General features: G+C 33.9%; 17 protein-coding genes and 3 pseudogenes. 8 read left to right on the top strand and 12 right to left on the bottom strand.

The features are described 5' to 3' along the window. Positions 1–17: 17 nt before the first annotated feature. From MHH45_RS25340 to MHH45_RS25315, 6 genes are all read right to left on the bottom strand, one after another. The gene (locus MHH45_RS25340; protein ID WP_016131855.1) at positions 18–836 is read right to left on the bottom strand and encodes an ABC transporter ATP-binding protein; all 819 of its coding nucleotides are present in this window, start codon (positions 834–836) and stop codon (positions 18–20) included. 24 nt (positions 837–860) lie between these two features. Next, complete coding sequence (locus MHH45_RS25335) at positions 861–1883, bottom strand: FecCD family ABC transporter permease (RefSeq protein WP_016131856.1); 1023 nt, start codon at positions 1881–1883, stop codon at positions 861–863. Beyond that, entirely contained in the window at positions 1876–2883 is a 1008-nt protein-coding gene (locus MHH45_RS25330; protein ID WP_033671417.1) for a FecCD family ABC transporter permease, read from the bottom strand. Before MHH45_RS25330 ends, MHH45_RS25335 begins: the two co-directional genes overlap by 8 nt. A gap of 27 nt (positions 2884–2910) precedes the next feature. Next, positions 2911–3876: an iron-hydroxamate ABC transporter substrate-binding protein gene (locus tag MHH45_RS25325; RefSeq protein ID WP_016115848.1), complete on the bottom strand. Its 966-nt coding sequence runs from the start codon at positions 3874–3876 to the stop codon at positions 2911–2913. A 304-nt stretch (positions 3877–4180) separates the two neighbouring features. Next, positions 4181–5514 (bottom strand): IS3 family transposase gene (locus MHH45_RS25320; RefSeq protein WP_340862129.1). Its coding sequence is split into 2 segments (ribosomal slippage): positions 4181–5127 and positions 5127–5514, totalling 1335 coding nucleotides; the frame shifts between segments, so codons are not numbered across the junction. A 122-nt stretch (positions 5515–5636) separates the two neighbouring features. After that, positions 5637–6395, bottom strand: a complete 759-nt coding sequence (locus tag MHH45_RS25315) for an exodeoxyribonuclease III (protein ID WP_016131858.1) — start codon at positions 6393–6395, stop codon at positions 5637–5639. A gap of 201 nt (positions 6396–6596) precedes the next feature. Here MHH45_RS25315 and MHH45_RS25310 point away from each other — a divergent pair. Then, positions 6597–7343: pseudogene (locus tag MHH45_RS25310) on the top strand (DNA-3-methyladenine glycosylase family protein); the annotation flags it as partial. A gap of 78 nt (positions 7344–7421) precedes the next feature. Here the strand turns inward: MHH45_RS25310 and MHH45_RS25305 are convergent. Together MHH45_RS25305 and pepT are read right to left on the bottom strand one after the other, a co-directional pair. After that, a pseudogene (locus MHH45_RS25305) lies at positions 7422–7688 on the bottom strand (lactonase family protein); the annotation flags it as partial. Positions 7689–7900: 212 nt separating this feature from the next. Beyond that, positions 7901–9133 (bottom strand): peptidase T, encoded by a 1233-nt coding sequence (gene pepT, locus MHH45_RS25300; RefSeq protein ID WP_088094495.1) that lies wholly within the window; start codon positions 9131–9133, stop codon positions 7901–7903. 106 nt (positions 9134–9239) lie between these two features. On the opposite strand from pepT, the pseudogene MHH45_RS25295 reads away from it, so the two are divergent. Further along, positions 9240–9467, top strand: a pseudogene (locus MHH45_RS25295) (PhzF family phenazine biosynthesis protein); the annotation flags it as partial. Here the strand turns inward: MHH45_RS25295 and MHH45_RS25290 are convergent. After that, entirely contained in the window at positions 9457–9630 is a 174-nt protein-coding gene (locus tag MHH45_RS25290; RefSeq protein ID WP_016131861.1) for a hypothetical protein, read from the bottom strand. The pseudogene MHH45_RS25295 and the gene MHH45_RS25290 overlap by 11 nt on opposite strands. Before the next feature lie 141 nt (positions 9631–9771). Between MHH45_RS25290 and MHH45_RS25285 the strand changes: the two genes are divergently transcribed. Beyond that, on the top strand, positions 9772–10416 hold the full coding sequence (locus tag MHH45_RS25285) for a YczE/YyaS/YitT family protein (protein WP_088094494.1): 645 nt from the start codon (positions 9772–9774) through the stop codon (positions 10414–10416). 140 nt (positions 10417–10556) lie between these two features. Here MHH45_RS25285 and MHH45_RS25280 read toward each other — a convergent pair whose 3' ends face one another. Next, entirely contained in the window at positions 10557–10946 is a 390-nt protein-coding gene (locus tag MHH45_RS25280; RefSeq protein WP_016115855.1) for a VOC family protein, read from the bottom strand. A 224-nt stretch (positions 10947–11170) separates the two neighbouring features. Between MHH45_RS25280 and MHH45_RS25275 the strand changes: the two genes are divergently transcribed. Beyond that, positions 11171–12382, top strand: a complete 1212-nt coding sequence (locus MHH45_RS25275; RefSeq protein ID WP_170927965.1) for a DUF2515 domain-containing protein — start codon at positions 11171–11173, stop codon at positions 12380–12382. After that, entirely contained in the window at positions 12321–12755 is a 435-nt protein-coding gene (locus MHH45_RS25270; protein WP_016115857.1) for a CBO0543 family protein, read from the top strand. The genes MHH45_RS25275 and MHH45_RS25270 overlap by 62 nt, the downstream gene beginning before the upstream one ends. Here MHH45_RS25270 and MHH45_RS25265 read toward each other — a convergent pair. Next, the gene (locus MHH45_RS25265) at positions 12749–12967 is read right to left on the bottom strand and encodes a transcriptional regulator (RefSeq protein WP_088094493.1); all 219 of its coding nucleotides are present in this window, start codon (positions 12965–12967) and stop codon (positions 12749–12751) included. The genes MHH45_RS25270 and MHH45_RS25265 overlap by 7 nt on opposite strands. Before the next feature lie 64 nt (positions 12968–13031). Beyond that, on the bottom strand, positions 13032–13403 hold the full coding sequence (locus MHH45_RS25260; RefSeq protein ID WP_016133211.1) for an HAD hydrolase family protein: 372 nt from the start codon (positions 13401–13403) through the stop codon (positions 13032–13034). A 62-nt stretch (positions 13404–13465) separates the two neighbouring features. On the opposite strand from MHH45_RS25260, the gene MHH45_RS25255 reads away from it, so the two are divergent. From MHH45_RS25255 to MHH45_RS25245, 3 genes are all read left to right on the top strand, one after another. Further along, positions 13466–13705, top strand: coding sequence for an ATP-binding protein (locus MHH45_RS25255; protein WP_016115860.1), 240 nt, complete (start codon positions 13466–13468; stop codon positions 13703–13705). Positions 13706–13944: 239 nt separating this feature from the next. After that, the gene (locus tag MHH45_RS25250) at positions 13945–15009 is read left to right on the top strand and encodes an ABC transporter permease (protein WP_016115861.1); all 1065 of its coding nucleotides are present in this window, start codon (positions 13945–13947) and stop codon (positions 15007–15009) included. After that, a complete protein-coding gene (locus tag MHH45_RS25245) occupies positions 15009–15722 on the top strand; it encodes an ABC transporter ATP-binding protein (RefSeq protein WP_016115862.1) in 714 nt (237 codons plus the stop codon). The genes MHH45_RS25250 and MHH45_RS25245 overlap by 1 nt, the downstream gene beginning before the upstream one ends. Positions 15723–15898 lie beyond the last annotated feature (176 nt).

Below are 15898 nucleotides of genomic sequence, written 5' to 3'. Positions count from 1 at the left end.
CCCCTCCTTTTATCATTTTAGCTAGTTACATATATTTCAGTATTTTCTTCTTGGAACAGACTATCATAACCGAAACATACAGGAGCACCATTATATGGGTCTATCATGACGCGTGCGTCAATATGAAATACATTTTTTAACACTTCATTTGTAATAATATTTACCGGGCTTCCAGTTGTCACGATTTTCCCTTCTTTCATTGCAATAATCTCATCTGAGAATCGCGCTGCATGATTAATGTCATGTAAAACCATAACAACTGTGCATTTATGGTCTCTGTTTAACCGTTCAATAATTTGCAATACTTCTAATTGATGAGACATATCAAGATATGTAGTCGGTTCATCTAATAATAGAACTTCCGTTTCTTGTGCTAATGCCATCGCTAACCATACTTTTTGCCTTTGTCCACCGGATAAATTTGCAATTTGGCGTTTGCGAAAAGCAGTCGTTTTTGTAATATCCATCGTCCATTCAATAATTTCTTTATCTTTGGATGATAATTTATTTACATTGTTTCGATGTGGATAGCGTCCATAAGAAATCAATTCTTCTACCTTAAGCTCTCCCGGAGCAATTGGGTTTTGCGGAAGTAATGCTAGCTGCTTCGCAATTTGTTTTGTAGGAATTGTAGTTAAATCTTGTCCTTGTAAATACACTTTTCCACTTTTTTGTTTTAAAATTCGGCCCATTGTTTTTAATAATGTTGACTTTCCACAACCATTTGGACCAATAATTGTGGTGACTTTTCCTTTTTGTATTTCTACATTCAAATCACGAAACACCGTGAATTTTTCATAGCTCGTTTCTAAATTCTCAGCGCTTAGAACCTTCACTTTCTATCACTCCTCTTACTCCTCTTACGCCTTTGCTTTGTATAACAAATATAGGAAATATGGTACACCAACAATCGAAATTACAATCCCAACTGGTAATTCAGCTGGTGCAAAAACAGTTTTTGCAATAAAGTCCGAAGTAATCACGAGTAACATTCCAATTGCACCGCATACAGGAATTACATGATTATGATGAATGCCGACCAGACGTTTCGCAATATGTGGTGCCATTAGACCAATAAATCCAATGCTTCCTGAAATAGAAACACATGCACTCACTAACCCAATACTACTTAATAATAAAATCGATTTTTCTCTTTCTACTGAAACTCCTAAACTTGTTATACTCGTCTCTTCCAATTGAAATAAGTCGAGTAAATACGCTTTTCTTTTGATAATTGGAATTAAGATAATGAGCCATGGCAACATAGCAATAATATACTTCCAGTTTGCATTATATATACTTCCCGAAACCCACACAGCAGCCATTTCAAAGTCAGTTGCTTTCATCTTCAATGATACATACATAGAAAATGCTCCGAAGCCTGAACCTATCGCAATCCCTGTTAGCAAAAGACGCTGTGAATCTAATTTTCCACTTCGCCAAGAAAACATATAAATTAATATAGCAGCACCTAGCCCGCCGACTAGACCAAACAATGGCATCATCATAATAGAAATCCAATCTGTGCTTTTCATTTGTCCTTGGAAGAAAAACATAAAGATCACAATTGCAGTACCCGCTCCCGCATTAATCCCTAAAATACCAGGATCAGCTAAACCATTTCTTGTAACCCCTTGAATAACAGCACCTGCAATCCCAAGACCTAATCCTACTAATCCTGCGATTACGATTCTCGGAAGCCTAAAATCAAATATAACTAAATCATGTTCAGGTACAGGGTCAATCCGAAATATTGTTCGAAATACGTCTGTAATCGTAATGTCAAACGTACCATTCGTTAAACTAATATAAATGGCACTCAAAATTAAAAATATAATAATCCCCATTGTCATTACAAAACGCTGACTTGAACCTTTAAGCATGCTTCTCTCCTCCTCTTGTTCGAATTAAATAAAGGAAGAAAGGAATTCCAATTAAAGACGTAACGACTCCTATCGGTGTTTCAAATGGATAATTTACAAATCTACTTAATACATCACATAAAGCTAGAAAAACCCCACCAATTACCCCAGCACAAGGCACGATCCATTTATAATCTACCCCGATTAAAAAGCGAGTAATATGAGGGATAATTAATCCTACAAAACCTATTTTTCCAACTAAAGCAACCGCAGTACCTGTTAAAAATACAACAGATAGAATTGCAGTAGCTTTTACAAGCTTTGTACGCTGTCCTAAATTAATAGAAACCTCTTCTCCTAACGAAAGAATCGTAATAGATTTTGAAATTAGAAGGGCTAAAATAATGCCAACTATACCGAAAGGAATTGTTAACTTAAGTACATTCGGATCCACTTGATCTAATCTTGTGTTATACCAAAAACTAATATTTTGAGAAACTTGAAAATAGGAAGCAATCGCTGCAGAAATACTACTTAAAAATGTCCCTATAACAGTTCCTATAATCGCCAATCGAACTGGTGATAATCCGTTTCGAAGCAGTGAACCAAAACCAAAAACAATTCCTGCCCCTAATGCCGAGCCAAGCATAGAACATAAAATCATACCAACTGAAGACATTCCAGGAAGAAATACCATACACATTGTAATCACAAAAGCTGAGCCATCCGTCACACCCATAATAGAAGGGGATGCAAGATAGTTCCTTGTCATCCCCTGCATAAGTGCTCCTGATATGGCTAGAAATGCTCCGACTAAAAGAGCTGCAACTACCCTTGGTAAACGAGAAGTAATAATAATATTATGATTTACATTTCCTGAATCAAAATGAAACAATGCATTCCAAGCTGTTTCAAAATCGATATTTTTTGCCCCATATAAAATAGATAGCATAACTGTAAGTAAAATAAATATGGGCGCTAAGCATAAAATTATCATTGGTACTGCATTTATTTTCCGCATATCATTCAACGCACCTTACCTATTTAATTATTTAGATAAATTTTTCACTGCTTCTTTTAAAAATGCTGTTTTACTCCAAGCAGTACCACCTTGCGCGATTGGATCAACAGTATTTACAAATACTTTTTTATCTTTTACAGCATTCATACTTTGCCAAATTGGATTACTTTCTAATTCTTCTAATACTTTTGGTTTATCATTTTCGCTTGCCTCATATTGCAAGAATACATAATCCGGATTGATTTCAGCCAGTTTTTCTAAAGAAATTTTTTCTTGTGCTTTTACAGATTTAATTTGTTCTGGAACAGTTAATCCTAGATCTTTATAAATTACAGGATTGAAGTATACTCCTTCTGGATAAAGGTATAAGCTATTCGCTCTTAGTCTTATTACAAGCACCTTTTTATCTTTTAATTTATCTCCAATCTTTTCTTTTGCTTTTGCGGCATCAGCTTTATAATCTTTAATAATTTTTTCTGCCTTATCTTTTTTACCAGAAAGTTCCCCCATCAGCTTTAAATTATCTTCCCAATCTGTTGAAACATGTGATATTGGAATCGTTGGAGCTATCTTCGTAAACTTTTCACCAGCCTCTGGTGGGAATTTTGAACTAGATGTAATTACATCTGGTTTTAATTGAAGTAATGTTTCAAAATTCGGTTGCATTTTCTCCCCGATAGATTTTGCACCTTCTAAATTTTTCGCAACGTTCGCTGGTAACTTTCCACTTACAGTAATTGCTCCTACTGGTTTAATACCAAGTACCGCCGCATCCTCCATTGATTCTAAACTAGCAGTTACAATGTTCGTTACTTTCGCGGGTACTGTATATTCTTTTCCTAAGTATGTAATCTTTCGTGTCTCATCTTTTTTCGTTTCAGTTGCTTTCGATTCTTGTTTTTGTTCGCCTGAGCTTTTTTCCGTGCTGTTACATGCTGCAAGACCTACGCTTAATACTGTAACCATCCCTAGTGTAAATAATTTCTTATTCATGTTTATAAATACTCCTCTCCAAATTTGTAATCTTTAAATATAGTATTTTAGTGAAATATTCTTTCCATGTATCCCCTTACAATACATCTATTTAAAACTGCAAATCATTTATTTCACTTCCCCTAATAATAAATTATCTTCTACTCTTATTAAATGATAATGATTATCGTTACTAATTATATAGTTATAAATGAATTATTTCAAGAATGATTTGAAAAATTTTAACAAAACAAATAAAAAAGCAGTATCTATCCTTCATCCAAGATTAATCTGTACCCTTTGTAAAGGACATTTTTAAAAAAAGTTATGCAACATCAAAAAGATGATTTCTGTATTCAACAGGAGTCATCTTTTTTAAATTCCATTGATATCTATAATGATTGTAATACGTCATGTAGTTCTTAATTTCATTTTTTAATTGTGCAAAAGACTCACAAGGTTTTATATATGCTTCATCTTTAAAATGACCAAAAAATGATTCTTGTGGGGCGTTATCCCAACAGTTTCCTCTTCTTGACATGGATTGTCCTAATCTATATTTCTTGACCAACTTTTGATAAATAGGACTTGTATAGTGAGAGCCTTGATCAGAATGAATAAATGCTCCTTCGGCTAACTTTACCTTTCTATTCTTCTTTAGCTTTACAAGTGTATCTATGGCTAAATCTAACGTAATTCGACTAGAAACGTGGTAAGCCAAAATTTCATTGGTTGATCCATCCTTAATAGTCGATAAATACGCTTTCTTTCCTTTTCCGTAAAATAAATAAGTGATATCGGTAAGTAATACTTTTCCCGGGATGTTTTGTTTGAATTCTCGCTTTAATAAGTTTGGGACCACTCTATGTTCTTGCGTCGCTTTCATCATTTTTTTATAAGGATTCGCTTTCCGAATCTGGCAAACAATCTTGTATTTTTTCATAATTCTTCGTATACGCTTCAAATTGTAAACAATATGAAATTGCCCCTCCAATGTCATTTTTATTTGACGGGCTCCTTTTTGACGTCCTTTAAAATGAAAAGCTTTTAATATGATTCTCTTCACTTTCTCGTCTTTTTTATCCATTTGTTTTCGTTGTTCTCTAGCTTTCAAAGAGAAATAGTTATAATATCCAGAACGTGAAACGCCAGCTATCTTACATAAGTGACTCACCATATTTCTTAGGTTATATTTTACGATAACAGAACGAATCAAGATATATTTTTTACTAGGTAGTAACGTTATTTCCTTTTCATCCTCCCTTCCATAAGTTTGATCTTTTTTAACAGCTCATTTTCAGCTTTTAGTAAGTTCCGTTCAGCTTCTAAACGCGCATACTTTTCCTCTAAAGTAAGTTCTCTCTCTAAAGATCTCCCTAGGTTTTCTTTACGTGTATCACGTAATCCTAATACACCATTTTTTCTATAAGCGGCACACCATCTATCTCTTGACGACGTAACACGCTTCATTCCGATCATATCTATATCAAAACCATATTTTTCAAAAATGTCTCGTGGTAACTTTCCTTTTCTATTTTCTTCAATAAATATGCGCTTAAAGTCGTCTGTATAAGTAATTCCTTTCTCACTCATAGATTTTACGTATGGATTCTTTGATAGCGTTTGAACCTCTTTTTCTGTAAATAGCTTTTTCGTCATTGTGAAATTTCTCCGATTCTAATTTTTCTCCTATTATACAAGAAATACCCTATAGAATAGACTTTTTTTAAGTGTCTATTCTATAGGGTACATTTTAGATAGATACTGCTTTTTTATTTTTTCTAAAATTCCATATGTAATTCAACAGGACAATGATCTGACCCCATTACTTCACTATTGATTTTCGCATCAACAATTTGATTTTTTAATCTTTCAGAGACGACGAAGTAATCTAAACGCCAACCAATGTTTTTCGCTCTTGCATTCATACGGTAAGACCACCATGAATAAGCCCCTTCTTGATCAGGGTATAAATAACGATATGTATCGATAAATCCTTCATCCACAATCCGAGTAAATTTTTCTCTTTCTCGATCTGAAAATCCTGGATTTTTCCGATTTGTTTTTGGATTTTTTAAATCGATTTCTTTATGTGCCACATTCAGATCACCACAAAGAATAACAGGCTTCTTTTTATCTAATTGCTTAATATAAGATAAAAAGGCATCCTCCCATTCCATTCGGTAATCTAAACGTTCTAACCCTCTTTTGGCATTCGGTGTATAGAGCGTTAACAGATAAAAACCCTCAAATTCTAATGTAATTAATCTTCCTTCCTGATCATGCTCTTCAATCCCTAAGCCATATGTAACAGAAAGCGGTTCTTTTTTTGTAAAAATAGCAGTTCCTGAATAACCTTTTTTCACAGCATAATTCCAGTATACATAGTACCCTTCAGGATTTAGATCGATTTGTCCACTCTGCAATTTAATTTCTTGTAAACAAAAAATATCCGCATCCGCTTCCTCTAAGTATTCTATAAAACCACCTTTTGCAATAACTGCTCGTAAACCATTTACATTCCACGAAATAAATTTCACTTTTTGTTCCCCCTCTTGATGTCATAGCATTAATACTCGCCTCATATTTTTATTTTCTGCTTACATGCTAACACAAAATAAAGAGACTATCATTTTTTCACCTTTGTAATCTTGCTCTTACATTCGTAAATGCGTACATGTGTACTTTTTTCAGGGCATACTAATTTTGGAGGTGATCCTATGCCAAATGAAAGATTACAATTAGAAACAAGTGTAAATGATGAGGGAAACATCCATGTTCGCTTTTTAGGTGATGAGACACCACCTGAGAAATGGGTTCGCGCTACAGTAGCGAGATATGTAAGAGAATGGTTTGATTTAGATACGGATCTAACTCCATTTTACGATTTAGCAAAAGACGATGTACTTCTGTCTACACCAATCAACGAATATTACGGACTCCGTAATATGGGAATCCCTAATTTATTTGAGGCACTATGTTGGGGTATTCTTGGTCAACAAATTAATCTCACATTTGCATATACGTTAAAAAGACGATTTGTTGAATCCTTCGGCGAACATATCGAATGGAATGGACAGAAATATTGGATATTCCCATCACCAGAGGTCATCGCAAATCTAACAGTAAAAGATCTAACAGAATTAAAAATGACTACGAGGAAATGTGAATATCTTATTGGTGTCGCAAAACTCATTACACAAGGCAACCTAAGTAAAGAATCGTTCATAAAAAGCGGCCTAAAAGATGCTGAGAAAACATTAACCGACATACGTGGTATTGGACCATGGACAGCAAATTATGTTTTAATGCGTTGTCTAAGATTCCCGTCTGCTTTTCCAATTGATGATGTAGGCCTACAAAATGTAATTAAGCTTTTAACAGGATCAGATCAAAAACCAACAAAAAAAGAAATAAGAGAGTATGCTTCAGCATGGAAGAATTGGGAATCCTATGCGACCTTTTATTTATGGCGAGTTCTGTATTAAATTCTTTAACACAACAATTGATAGGTTCATTTCAATAAGTAAAACCTATCTATTGTTCATATCATAAATCAACTGTAATCAATCGTGTAAAAACTTCACGCATACTGGGTCTGGCACTATCACATCTGACTGTAAAAATATTAATTGTCCTGTAGTCTCATTTCTAGAAAATAACACAAGGCTACTAGATTTCTCATTAGAAACAACCATAAACTTTTCAGCAGGATCCAAAACAAAATCTCGTGGCCAATCCCCTTTTGTCGATACAGTTTCAATAAAAGTAAGCTTCCCTAAGTCCTAATTCACACGAAAGATAGCAATACTATTATGTCCTCTGTTTGCTGCTTTTGTATCGAGTATAAATCTGTAAATCCCTTTACTATCACCTCTTGTATACGTGCCTATATATCCAAGAAGTTCATTTTCACTCATAACATACCTCCTTATGGATTCTATTACACCTTACGTTCACTTATAGACAAGTAAACTAAAAACTCACAATTAAGAAATGGCAGCAGAAGAAATCCGGGTAGCTATTATTACCCGGATCTCTTTTTTTATGCCTGCTCTTCAAATAATCGTGCTATTTCTATAATAACCTGAACAGCTTTTTCCATATTATCAACAGAAACGTATTCAAATTTACCGTGATAGTTTTCCCCACCAGTAAAAATGTTTGGCGTCGGCAAGCCCATATATGATAATTGAGAGCCATCGGTCCCCCCGCGAATTGGTTGAATACTTGGTTCAATATCTAGAGTTTTCATCGCTTCATACGCAATATCAACAATTTCCCTAACCGGCTCAATTTTCTCAAGCATATTATAATACTGATCATTCATCTCAAGAATAATATTTTCCTCACCATACTTCTCTTGCATCTGCTTCGTAATATTCGTAATTTTTTCTTTACGAGCCTCAAAATTTTCACGTTCAAAATCTCGAATAATGTAATGAGATTTACTTTGCTCAACTTCACCATTCACAGAAATAAGATGATAGAAACCTTCATATCCCTCTGTATATTCTGGCGCCTCTTCTACTGGTAACTGCGCATGAAACTCCATCGCTAACTTACTTGCATTGAGCATTTTATTTTTTGCTGTTCCAGGATGCGTATTATTGCCTTTAAAAGTAAGTTTTGCACTTGCAGCATTGAAGCTCTCATACTCCAATCCTCCAAGCGGACCTCCATCCATTGTATAAGCGACAGATGCTCCAAAAGCTTTCACATCAAAGTGAGATGGTCCACGGCCGATTTCTTCATCAGGCGTAAATGCTACTCTAATCTTTCCATGTTTAATTTGTGGGTTATGTAATAAATAATTCATAGCCGTCATAATTTCTGTAAGGCCTGCTTTATCATCTGCACCAAGAAGTGTTGTTCCATCCGTCGTAATCAGGGTATGCCCTTTATATGATGGCAGTTCTGGAAACTGCTCTGGTGTTAAAACAACATTCAATTCCTGATTTAATGTAATTGCCTTCCCATCAAAATTCTCATGAATTTGCGGTTTCACATTCTTTCCTGTAAAATCAGTTGCTGTATCTAAATGAGCTAAAAAACCAATTACAGGAACATCCTTTTCCGTATTGGCAGGAAGTGTTGCCATGACATATCCATTTTCATCCATCGTTACTTCTGTCAAACCAATTTGCTTTAATTCTTCAACTAGTAATTTTCCAAACTCGATTTGTCCTGGTGTTGATGGCACCGTATGACTTTCTTCATTCGATTGTGTATCTATTTTCACATATCTTGTGAATCTTTCTATAAGCTCTTGTTTCAAATTATTTCACTCCTTTTTCATGAATCTCTCTTTATTATAATCCTCATGGCGAAACTTTTTAAAGTTTTTGACTGTAACCATGTCGTTTTTTCATTACATTTAGTATTTCGCACCTGGTATTGGTATACCAGAAGATCCTGTAACAGGAGCTTCAAATGGTGCATTAGCTGGGTTCCTTTATTTAGAAGGCCTTATTCCCCAAAAGGAAATTACACATCTTACAATTGCTCAAGGACATGCAATAGGAAGACCTGAAACTCTTTATGTAACTACAGAACCAAGTACTGATGAGCCTGCAATAAAAGTTGCAGGTGCAGCTGTTGTTACAATTTAGGAAGTAACCTCGCTGAAACACTAGGAAAACTACCACTTTCTACTACTTCTATGAATACTTTGTATTGAAAAACAGACATATACAATGCCCCTTTAAATTTTTTACTATTAATCATACCAATCATAAATATATTATCAATTATTTTCGTTTCTTCACTATTCATTAGTATCATCCCTAAACTAAGATTACAAAAAATATATAAAAGATAATTTTTTTCATTTTCATACAAGAGTACAAAATATTTGTATAACTAAATTTCCACATGTAATATACGTAATTATATATAATATTAGGGGGATTAAAGATGGGACTCACACTCTTTCGGTATTTTCTTTTTTTCTTAGGGTTAACTTTCTTTGGACTCGGAAACGCCATTGCGGTAAAGGTTACATTTCTTGGCTTGCATCCATGGGAAGTTCTGAATATGGCATTATTTCAGCGATTCGGATGGACAATTGGTACATGGAGTGTAATATGTGGCTTATTTCTCGTTCTTGTTTCTTTAGTAGTAGATCCAAAATACATAAACGTAGGGACATTCTTAAACGCACTGCTAATTGGTCCTATTATGGACTTTTTCTTACGACTAAACATTCTTCCTCAGGCCACTCATTATTTGTGGATAAATCTTCTTATTTTACTTGCTGGAATCATAATTACAGGGATTGGGAGCGGCATGTATGTTGCTGCGGGAATTGGTGCAGGACCACGGGATGGATTTATGCTTGCCATTTCGGATAAAACTGGATTATCTGTAAGTCGTGCTAGAGTCATTGTAGAAAGTATTGTGTTAGTAATTGGATATGTACTAGGGGGTCCCGTTTTTATCGTGACATTCCTATACACTTTTATCCAAAGTCCAATATTCCAGCAATCATTTAAAGCATTTCAAATGTTTTTAAATAATTTAGAGAGGAAAAATAAAGAACACGTTAGTGCTAATTTATAAATATATAAATCTTCGTTTACAAAAAATATTGGAGTCTATTTTGAAGACACTATCATCAAAATAGACTCTTATTATATTTAGATTATTATCCACCGAACAATTGAAATAAACAACTTTCGTACTTTATGACAATACTACTTTTATTTCTCTATATGCATGAGTACAATTCTCCATCCATCTGGATCTTCTATTGTAATACCTTTTTCTTTCCAGTATGGATTTTCTGGTTCAATTTCATCATAACCCATTGCATGTAACCTGCTAGTTACTTTTTCAATCTCAGCTTTATTAGTCATATAAAATACAAGTAAATTATCTTTTGTTGGAGCTGGACATGGGCTGCCGTTTATATGTCTTGTAAACTCTAAATGATATTCTGCATCAGGTAATCCAAACATAACTCCATCATAACCTTCATGATTATGGAACTCACCTATCCGTTTTAAGCATAATCCTTCTTCATAAAATGTGATAACTTCTTCAAATTTATCTGTCGGGCGTGCAATTCTAATTTGAACCCAATTCTTCATGCTTTTCTCTCCTTATATTTTTTATGCTCCTACCTGTTAATATAATCGAGTTCCACGTTTATTGAATCCCTCATTCGTATGAAGATGAAATAGTACAAAAGACTTATCGTGCTTATAGTAAAAAATATTACACTGTTTATGTCCCCAAAAAACAGTCCACATTTATTCAGAATATGTGTAATAAAATGATGGTAACCGTTCTATTAAACTATTTGTTGAAATTCATGTTAACAGGAGGAAATAAAATGTATGAAAACAATCGAAAAAGAAAATGGAACGGGTCTTCCAAAGCGATCCCGCTTTCTCTTTTAGATGTAAAAAATGAACTAAAGAAAAAAAGCAAAAGCAGTACCGCTTCCTTTAAAAAGGCTGCATTAACAATAGAAGAAAAAATGCTTATTTATAACATTACAGAACAAACAAAACAACTGAACAAAAATAACGTGACAAGAACACGTGCTTATTATCAGTTTTACCTTCAGCATCCTGAAATACACTGGGCTCTACTTGGACATATGGTATCACGTAATGGCGGTTGGAATATGACAGATTTAAAAGGGGATTTATATACAAGATTGTTATCAGAAAAAGACCAACTTACCTACTACTCTTTTTTAGAACGGGGAAACTGGTTAATCTTCCAAGATGTGTATCCACAATTTTTACTATATGAACAAAGCCTTAAAAGATCTAAAACTCTCTTTTACCTCCTACCCCATCTCAATGTCTCAACGTTTATGGAAACGATGTGGAACCATTTTTGGAAAACGGGCAATCACTATACATTAGCTATAGCAACGATTATTAATGAACAAAGCTATTTAGAAAAAAGAGTCATTCAAAATGATCACTTTAAAAAGACCGTACTAAATAGTATTGGATTTAAGCTCTTTGACTTCTTCCGTTTTAATCATATCCTTTTTCCATACTATGAAGATGAGACCAAACAAAAAATATTGTTATTTGGTGATACAATGAAACACTTTACCTCCTTACATGAACGAATTCTACTAGGCAAACGATTATACTCTTTATTGTTTCGCAACGAACATACATTATCCAAAGTTATAAATTGGGCTCACGATCATTCGCATACTGCTTCACGGAAAGACTACTGGCCTCATTTGTTTTCTGATGTAAATGAGTCATTTTCTCGTGAATTTTATAAACGTAGAATAAAAAAATGTCACCTCAGAAAAGATGCAAATCGTTTATACAGCCCTCAATTAATATACGCATGGAAAGATTTGAAACATGAAAAGGCAGAAAAAGGAGACTGGTTTGAAGACTGGCGTATCGTAGACTATTTCATTGATAAAGGAGAAAATACAAATGGAAAGATTGAGGATGACTATTGTAAAACGATGGAAAAAATTGAGCTTGCAATTCTTACGAAAAAAAATATCCTTCTCAGAGAAGAAGAAACAGAAGAGTAATCACCTAGCATTTATAGTCGCCATCATTTTCTCCTGTTTCATTGGAACATATTTAGACTATCTATTTGTGAGTAAACAAATGTATGCTTTTCCAGTCAGACCATTTCCAAATATGTTTTCGGTCAATATCGCTTTTACATTATTTATATTGCCAACCTTTACTGCTTTCTTTTTACATATTGCCAAAGCTTTATCTACATTCTCAAGAATTCTATTTATTATGCTGATCGGCATTTGTGCAAGTATATCCGAACAATTTGCTGAAAGCTTCGGATTATTCACTCACAACGAAAACTGGCATCATTATTATTCTCTCTTTGGATATATGATTTTCATGTTCTTAATATGGAAGATTTATCGCTGGCTTCAATAATGTGAAACACTGTTAGATAATCCTAAATGAACCCCTCCACTAGTTATATTAGGCAATAGCTCCCTATTAGCAGTGCTTTCAATAGTTGCATTAAAATTTATACCCTCTAATTTCATATTGCTATGTTGGTTTGTTTCTTTTTCTTTTGAACAGCCATTACACGCAACCAAAATTAAAATGATGATTATATAAAATGGTAATTTCCGTTTCATCTCATCACCTCATTTATATTTTATATAAAGAAAAAGCAAATTAGAAATTAACTTCTAATTTGCTTTAAAAACCCCCTGTTAAGTTCCATGATTTTCTAGATTCCAAGTCTGATAACTCAATAATTTTTTGAATAATACATTGTTCATTACTATGTAGACTCATAGATGCAGCGGATCTCAACATTTCATGCTCGCCAATACAAATGTCCTCTTTCGCATGTACAAACATCGGTACATCATTTGCATCGTTGCCGAATGCAATGAATGTTCCTTCTTCTACCCCCAGCTTTTGTAGCCCTTTCCATTTATCAATACCTAACGGGCTTATATCAATAATGTCCTCTTGGTGATGTTCATATATTTGCACAGGTAGCGCCTTCAACACTTGCACTAACCTTTCTTCATTACCATTAGGGAACAACACAACTTTCACCATTTCATCAATGCAGTCAATCGATACATTAGTAGCTAACTGATTGGCGCATTTCGATTACGGATATGGGTATTGGTATACCTGAAAATGAAATCCAAAAAATATTTAATCGTTTTCATAAAGTCGATGCTGCCCGAAACAGAAATGTAAACGGAAGCGGATTAGGCCTTTCTATTGTAAAAAAAGTCATTGACCTTCATAGCGGAGCAATAACAATGGATAGTGAACTTGGAAAAGGAACGATTTTTTCTATTTACCTTCCGAAACAACAAGAAGGGACTATTCATATGCAAAATAAAAAATAACCTGCATTCACTGAGCCTACTGAAAAAATACCTACTTTGAACAAGGAACAAAATTTTTATTAATATACAGCGATCAAAAAGAAGATAACTCCCTTTATACAATAGGAAGTTATCTTCTTTTTCTGCAACATATTTATATATAAACTGTAGACCCGTCTTTTGTAACCTTTTGTTCATATTCCGTTCATATTTCCTCTTTATGATAAGAGCATAGAACGAAACAAGGAGGAACGAATCTAATGTTTTTAGCACTTAAAGAATTAAAACAATCGAAATTACGTTACGGATTAATCGGTACAATCATGATGTTATTATCATTTCTTGTACTTATCATATCAGGTCTAGCAAATGGATTATCTCATGCTAATGCCTCTTCTTTTATCGAAATGAAAGCAGAAAAATTTATTTTATCAGATGATGCAGATGGTAAATTGTTACGCTCTCAAATTAAGAAAGAAGATGTAGATAAAGTATTGGCACAGGTTGATGCAAAAGATGCAGTTCCAATGCATATTAAAGTATCAACATTTGAAAAAGAAGGAAGTTCCAATAAAGTTGATGTTGCTATTTTCTCAAGTAAACAAGATTCATTCATTGCTCCAAAAGTGATTGAAGGAAAAAACGGTACGTTAGAAAACAATGAAATCGTTGCTGATGAATCTATTAAGGAAAAAGGAATCAAGCTTGGAGATAAGCTAGTAGATCCTATTTCTAAAAAGGCTTTCAAAGTTGTCGGATTTACACAAAATCAAATGTTTAGTCATTCACCTGTTGTTCACATGAATGAAAATGAATGGGACAGCATTGCACTGCCACATCAAAAAAATTACAGTGTAATCGCCCTAAATACTGATAAAAAAATCGATAATGCAACAGTTGTTGATAAAAAAGAAGTACTGCAAAGTATTCCAGGTTATAAAGAAGAACAAGGAACATTAACAATGATTATTGCGTTCTTACTTGTAATTTCAGCATTGTTAATTGGCGTTTTCTTCTATGTCATTACATTACAAAAAACACATCAATTAGGTGTATTAAAGGCAATCGGAACAAAAAACTCATATTTAGCAAATACTTTAGTTGTACAATCTATAGTCTTAACTGGCGTTGCTCTTATCATCGGCATTGGCTTAATCTTTGCTGTAGAAACTGTTCTACCAGCTAGTATGCCGTTCTTATTAACAACAACAACAATCTTGCAATATACAGGTGCCTTTATCTTAATTAGTATACTGGGTACATTAATTTCTCTATATCAAGTATTAAAAGTAGATGCATTAGAAGCAATCGGAGGTGGCATGTAATGGTAACTGAAGTAAAATGGGATAACCCAGCGTCATTATTAAAGCTTGATCAAGTAAGCAAAGTATACGGCCAAGGTGAAACAGAGGTAACTGCCTTGCACCCAATTACGTTAGATGTAAAAGAAGGCGAATTTATCGGTATTGTTGGTCCATCTGGCTCTGGGAAAAGTACATTACTTTCCATTGCAGGTGCACTGCTCTCTCCTTCAAAAGGGAACATTTATGTTTCTGGTCAAAATATAACAAGCTTATCAGAAAAGGAAATGACCGATATTCGCTTAAGAAAAATCGGATTTATATTCCAATTCGCAAACCTCGTACCTTTCTTAACGGTAAAAGAACAACTTCTGTATATCGCTAAGTTAAAAGGAGAAGATAAAAAAGAAGCTGGTAAGTTTGCAGAACAATTACTGAAAACATTTGGATTAGGACATCGCATGAATCATCATCCAAATCAACTTTCAGGCGGTGAAAAACAACGTGTAGCGATTGCTCGTGCGTTCATGAATGACCCAGACTTAATTTTAGCTGACGAACCGACTGCTAGTCTTGATTCAAAACGTGCAAGAGAAGTCGTTGAATTAATGAAGCAAGAAGTGAAGAAAAATAAAAAATCAGCGATTATGATTACACACGATGAAAAAATGCTTGATGTATGCGATCGAATTTTAACACTTCGCGATGGAAAATTATTACGAGAAAACGAAGTGTAAATCACAATAAATAAAAAAACTTTCTTATACCTATTTCCATAGGGAATAAGAAAGTTTTTTCTTTATTCACAAGTACCTCTTCATTTTTTGTTTACAACATAATACAATTTAAATATAATAATTACGCCAATTTCATATGTAATATTGCGTTCATATTCTATTCATAATTCTCATGT

The organism is Bacillus sp. FSL K6-0042 (assembly GCF_038006685.1).
GTDB classification, from domain to species: Bacteria; Bacillota; Bacilli; order Bacillales; family Bacillaceae_G; genus Bacillus_A; species Bacillus_A pseudomycoides.
Note: the sequence above shows the minus strand (reverse complement) of the source record. Positions and strands in the feature narration are given on the sequence as shown.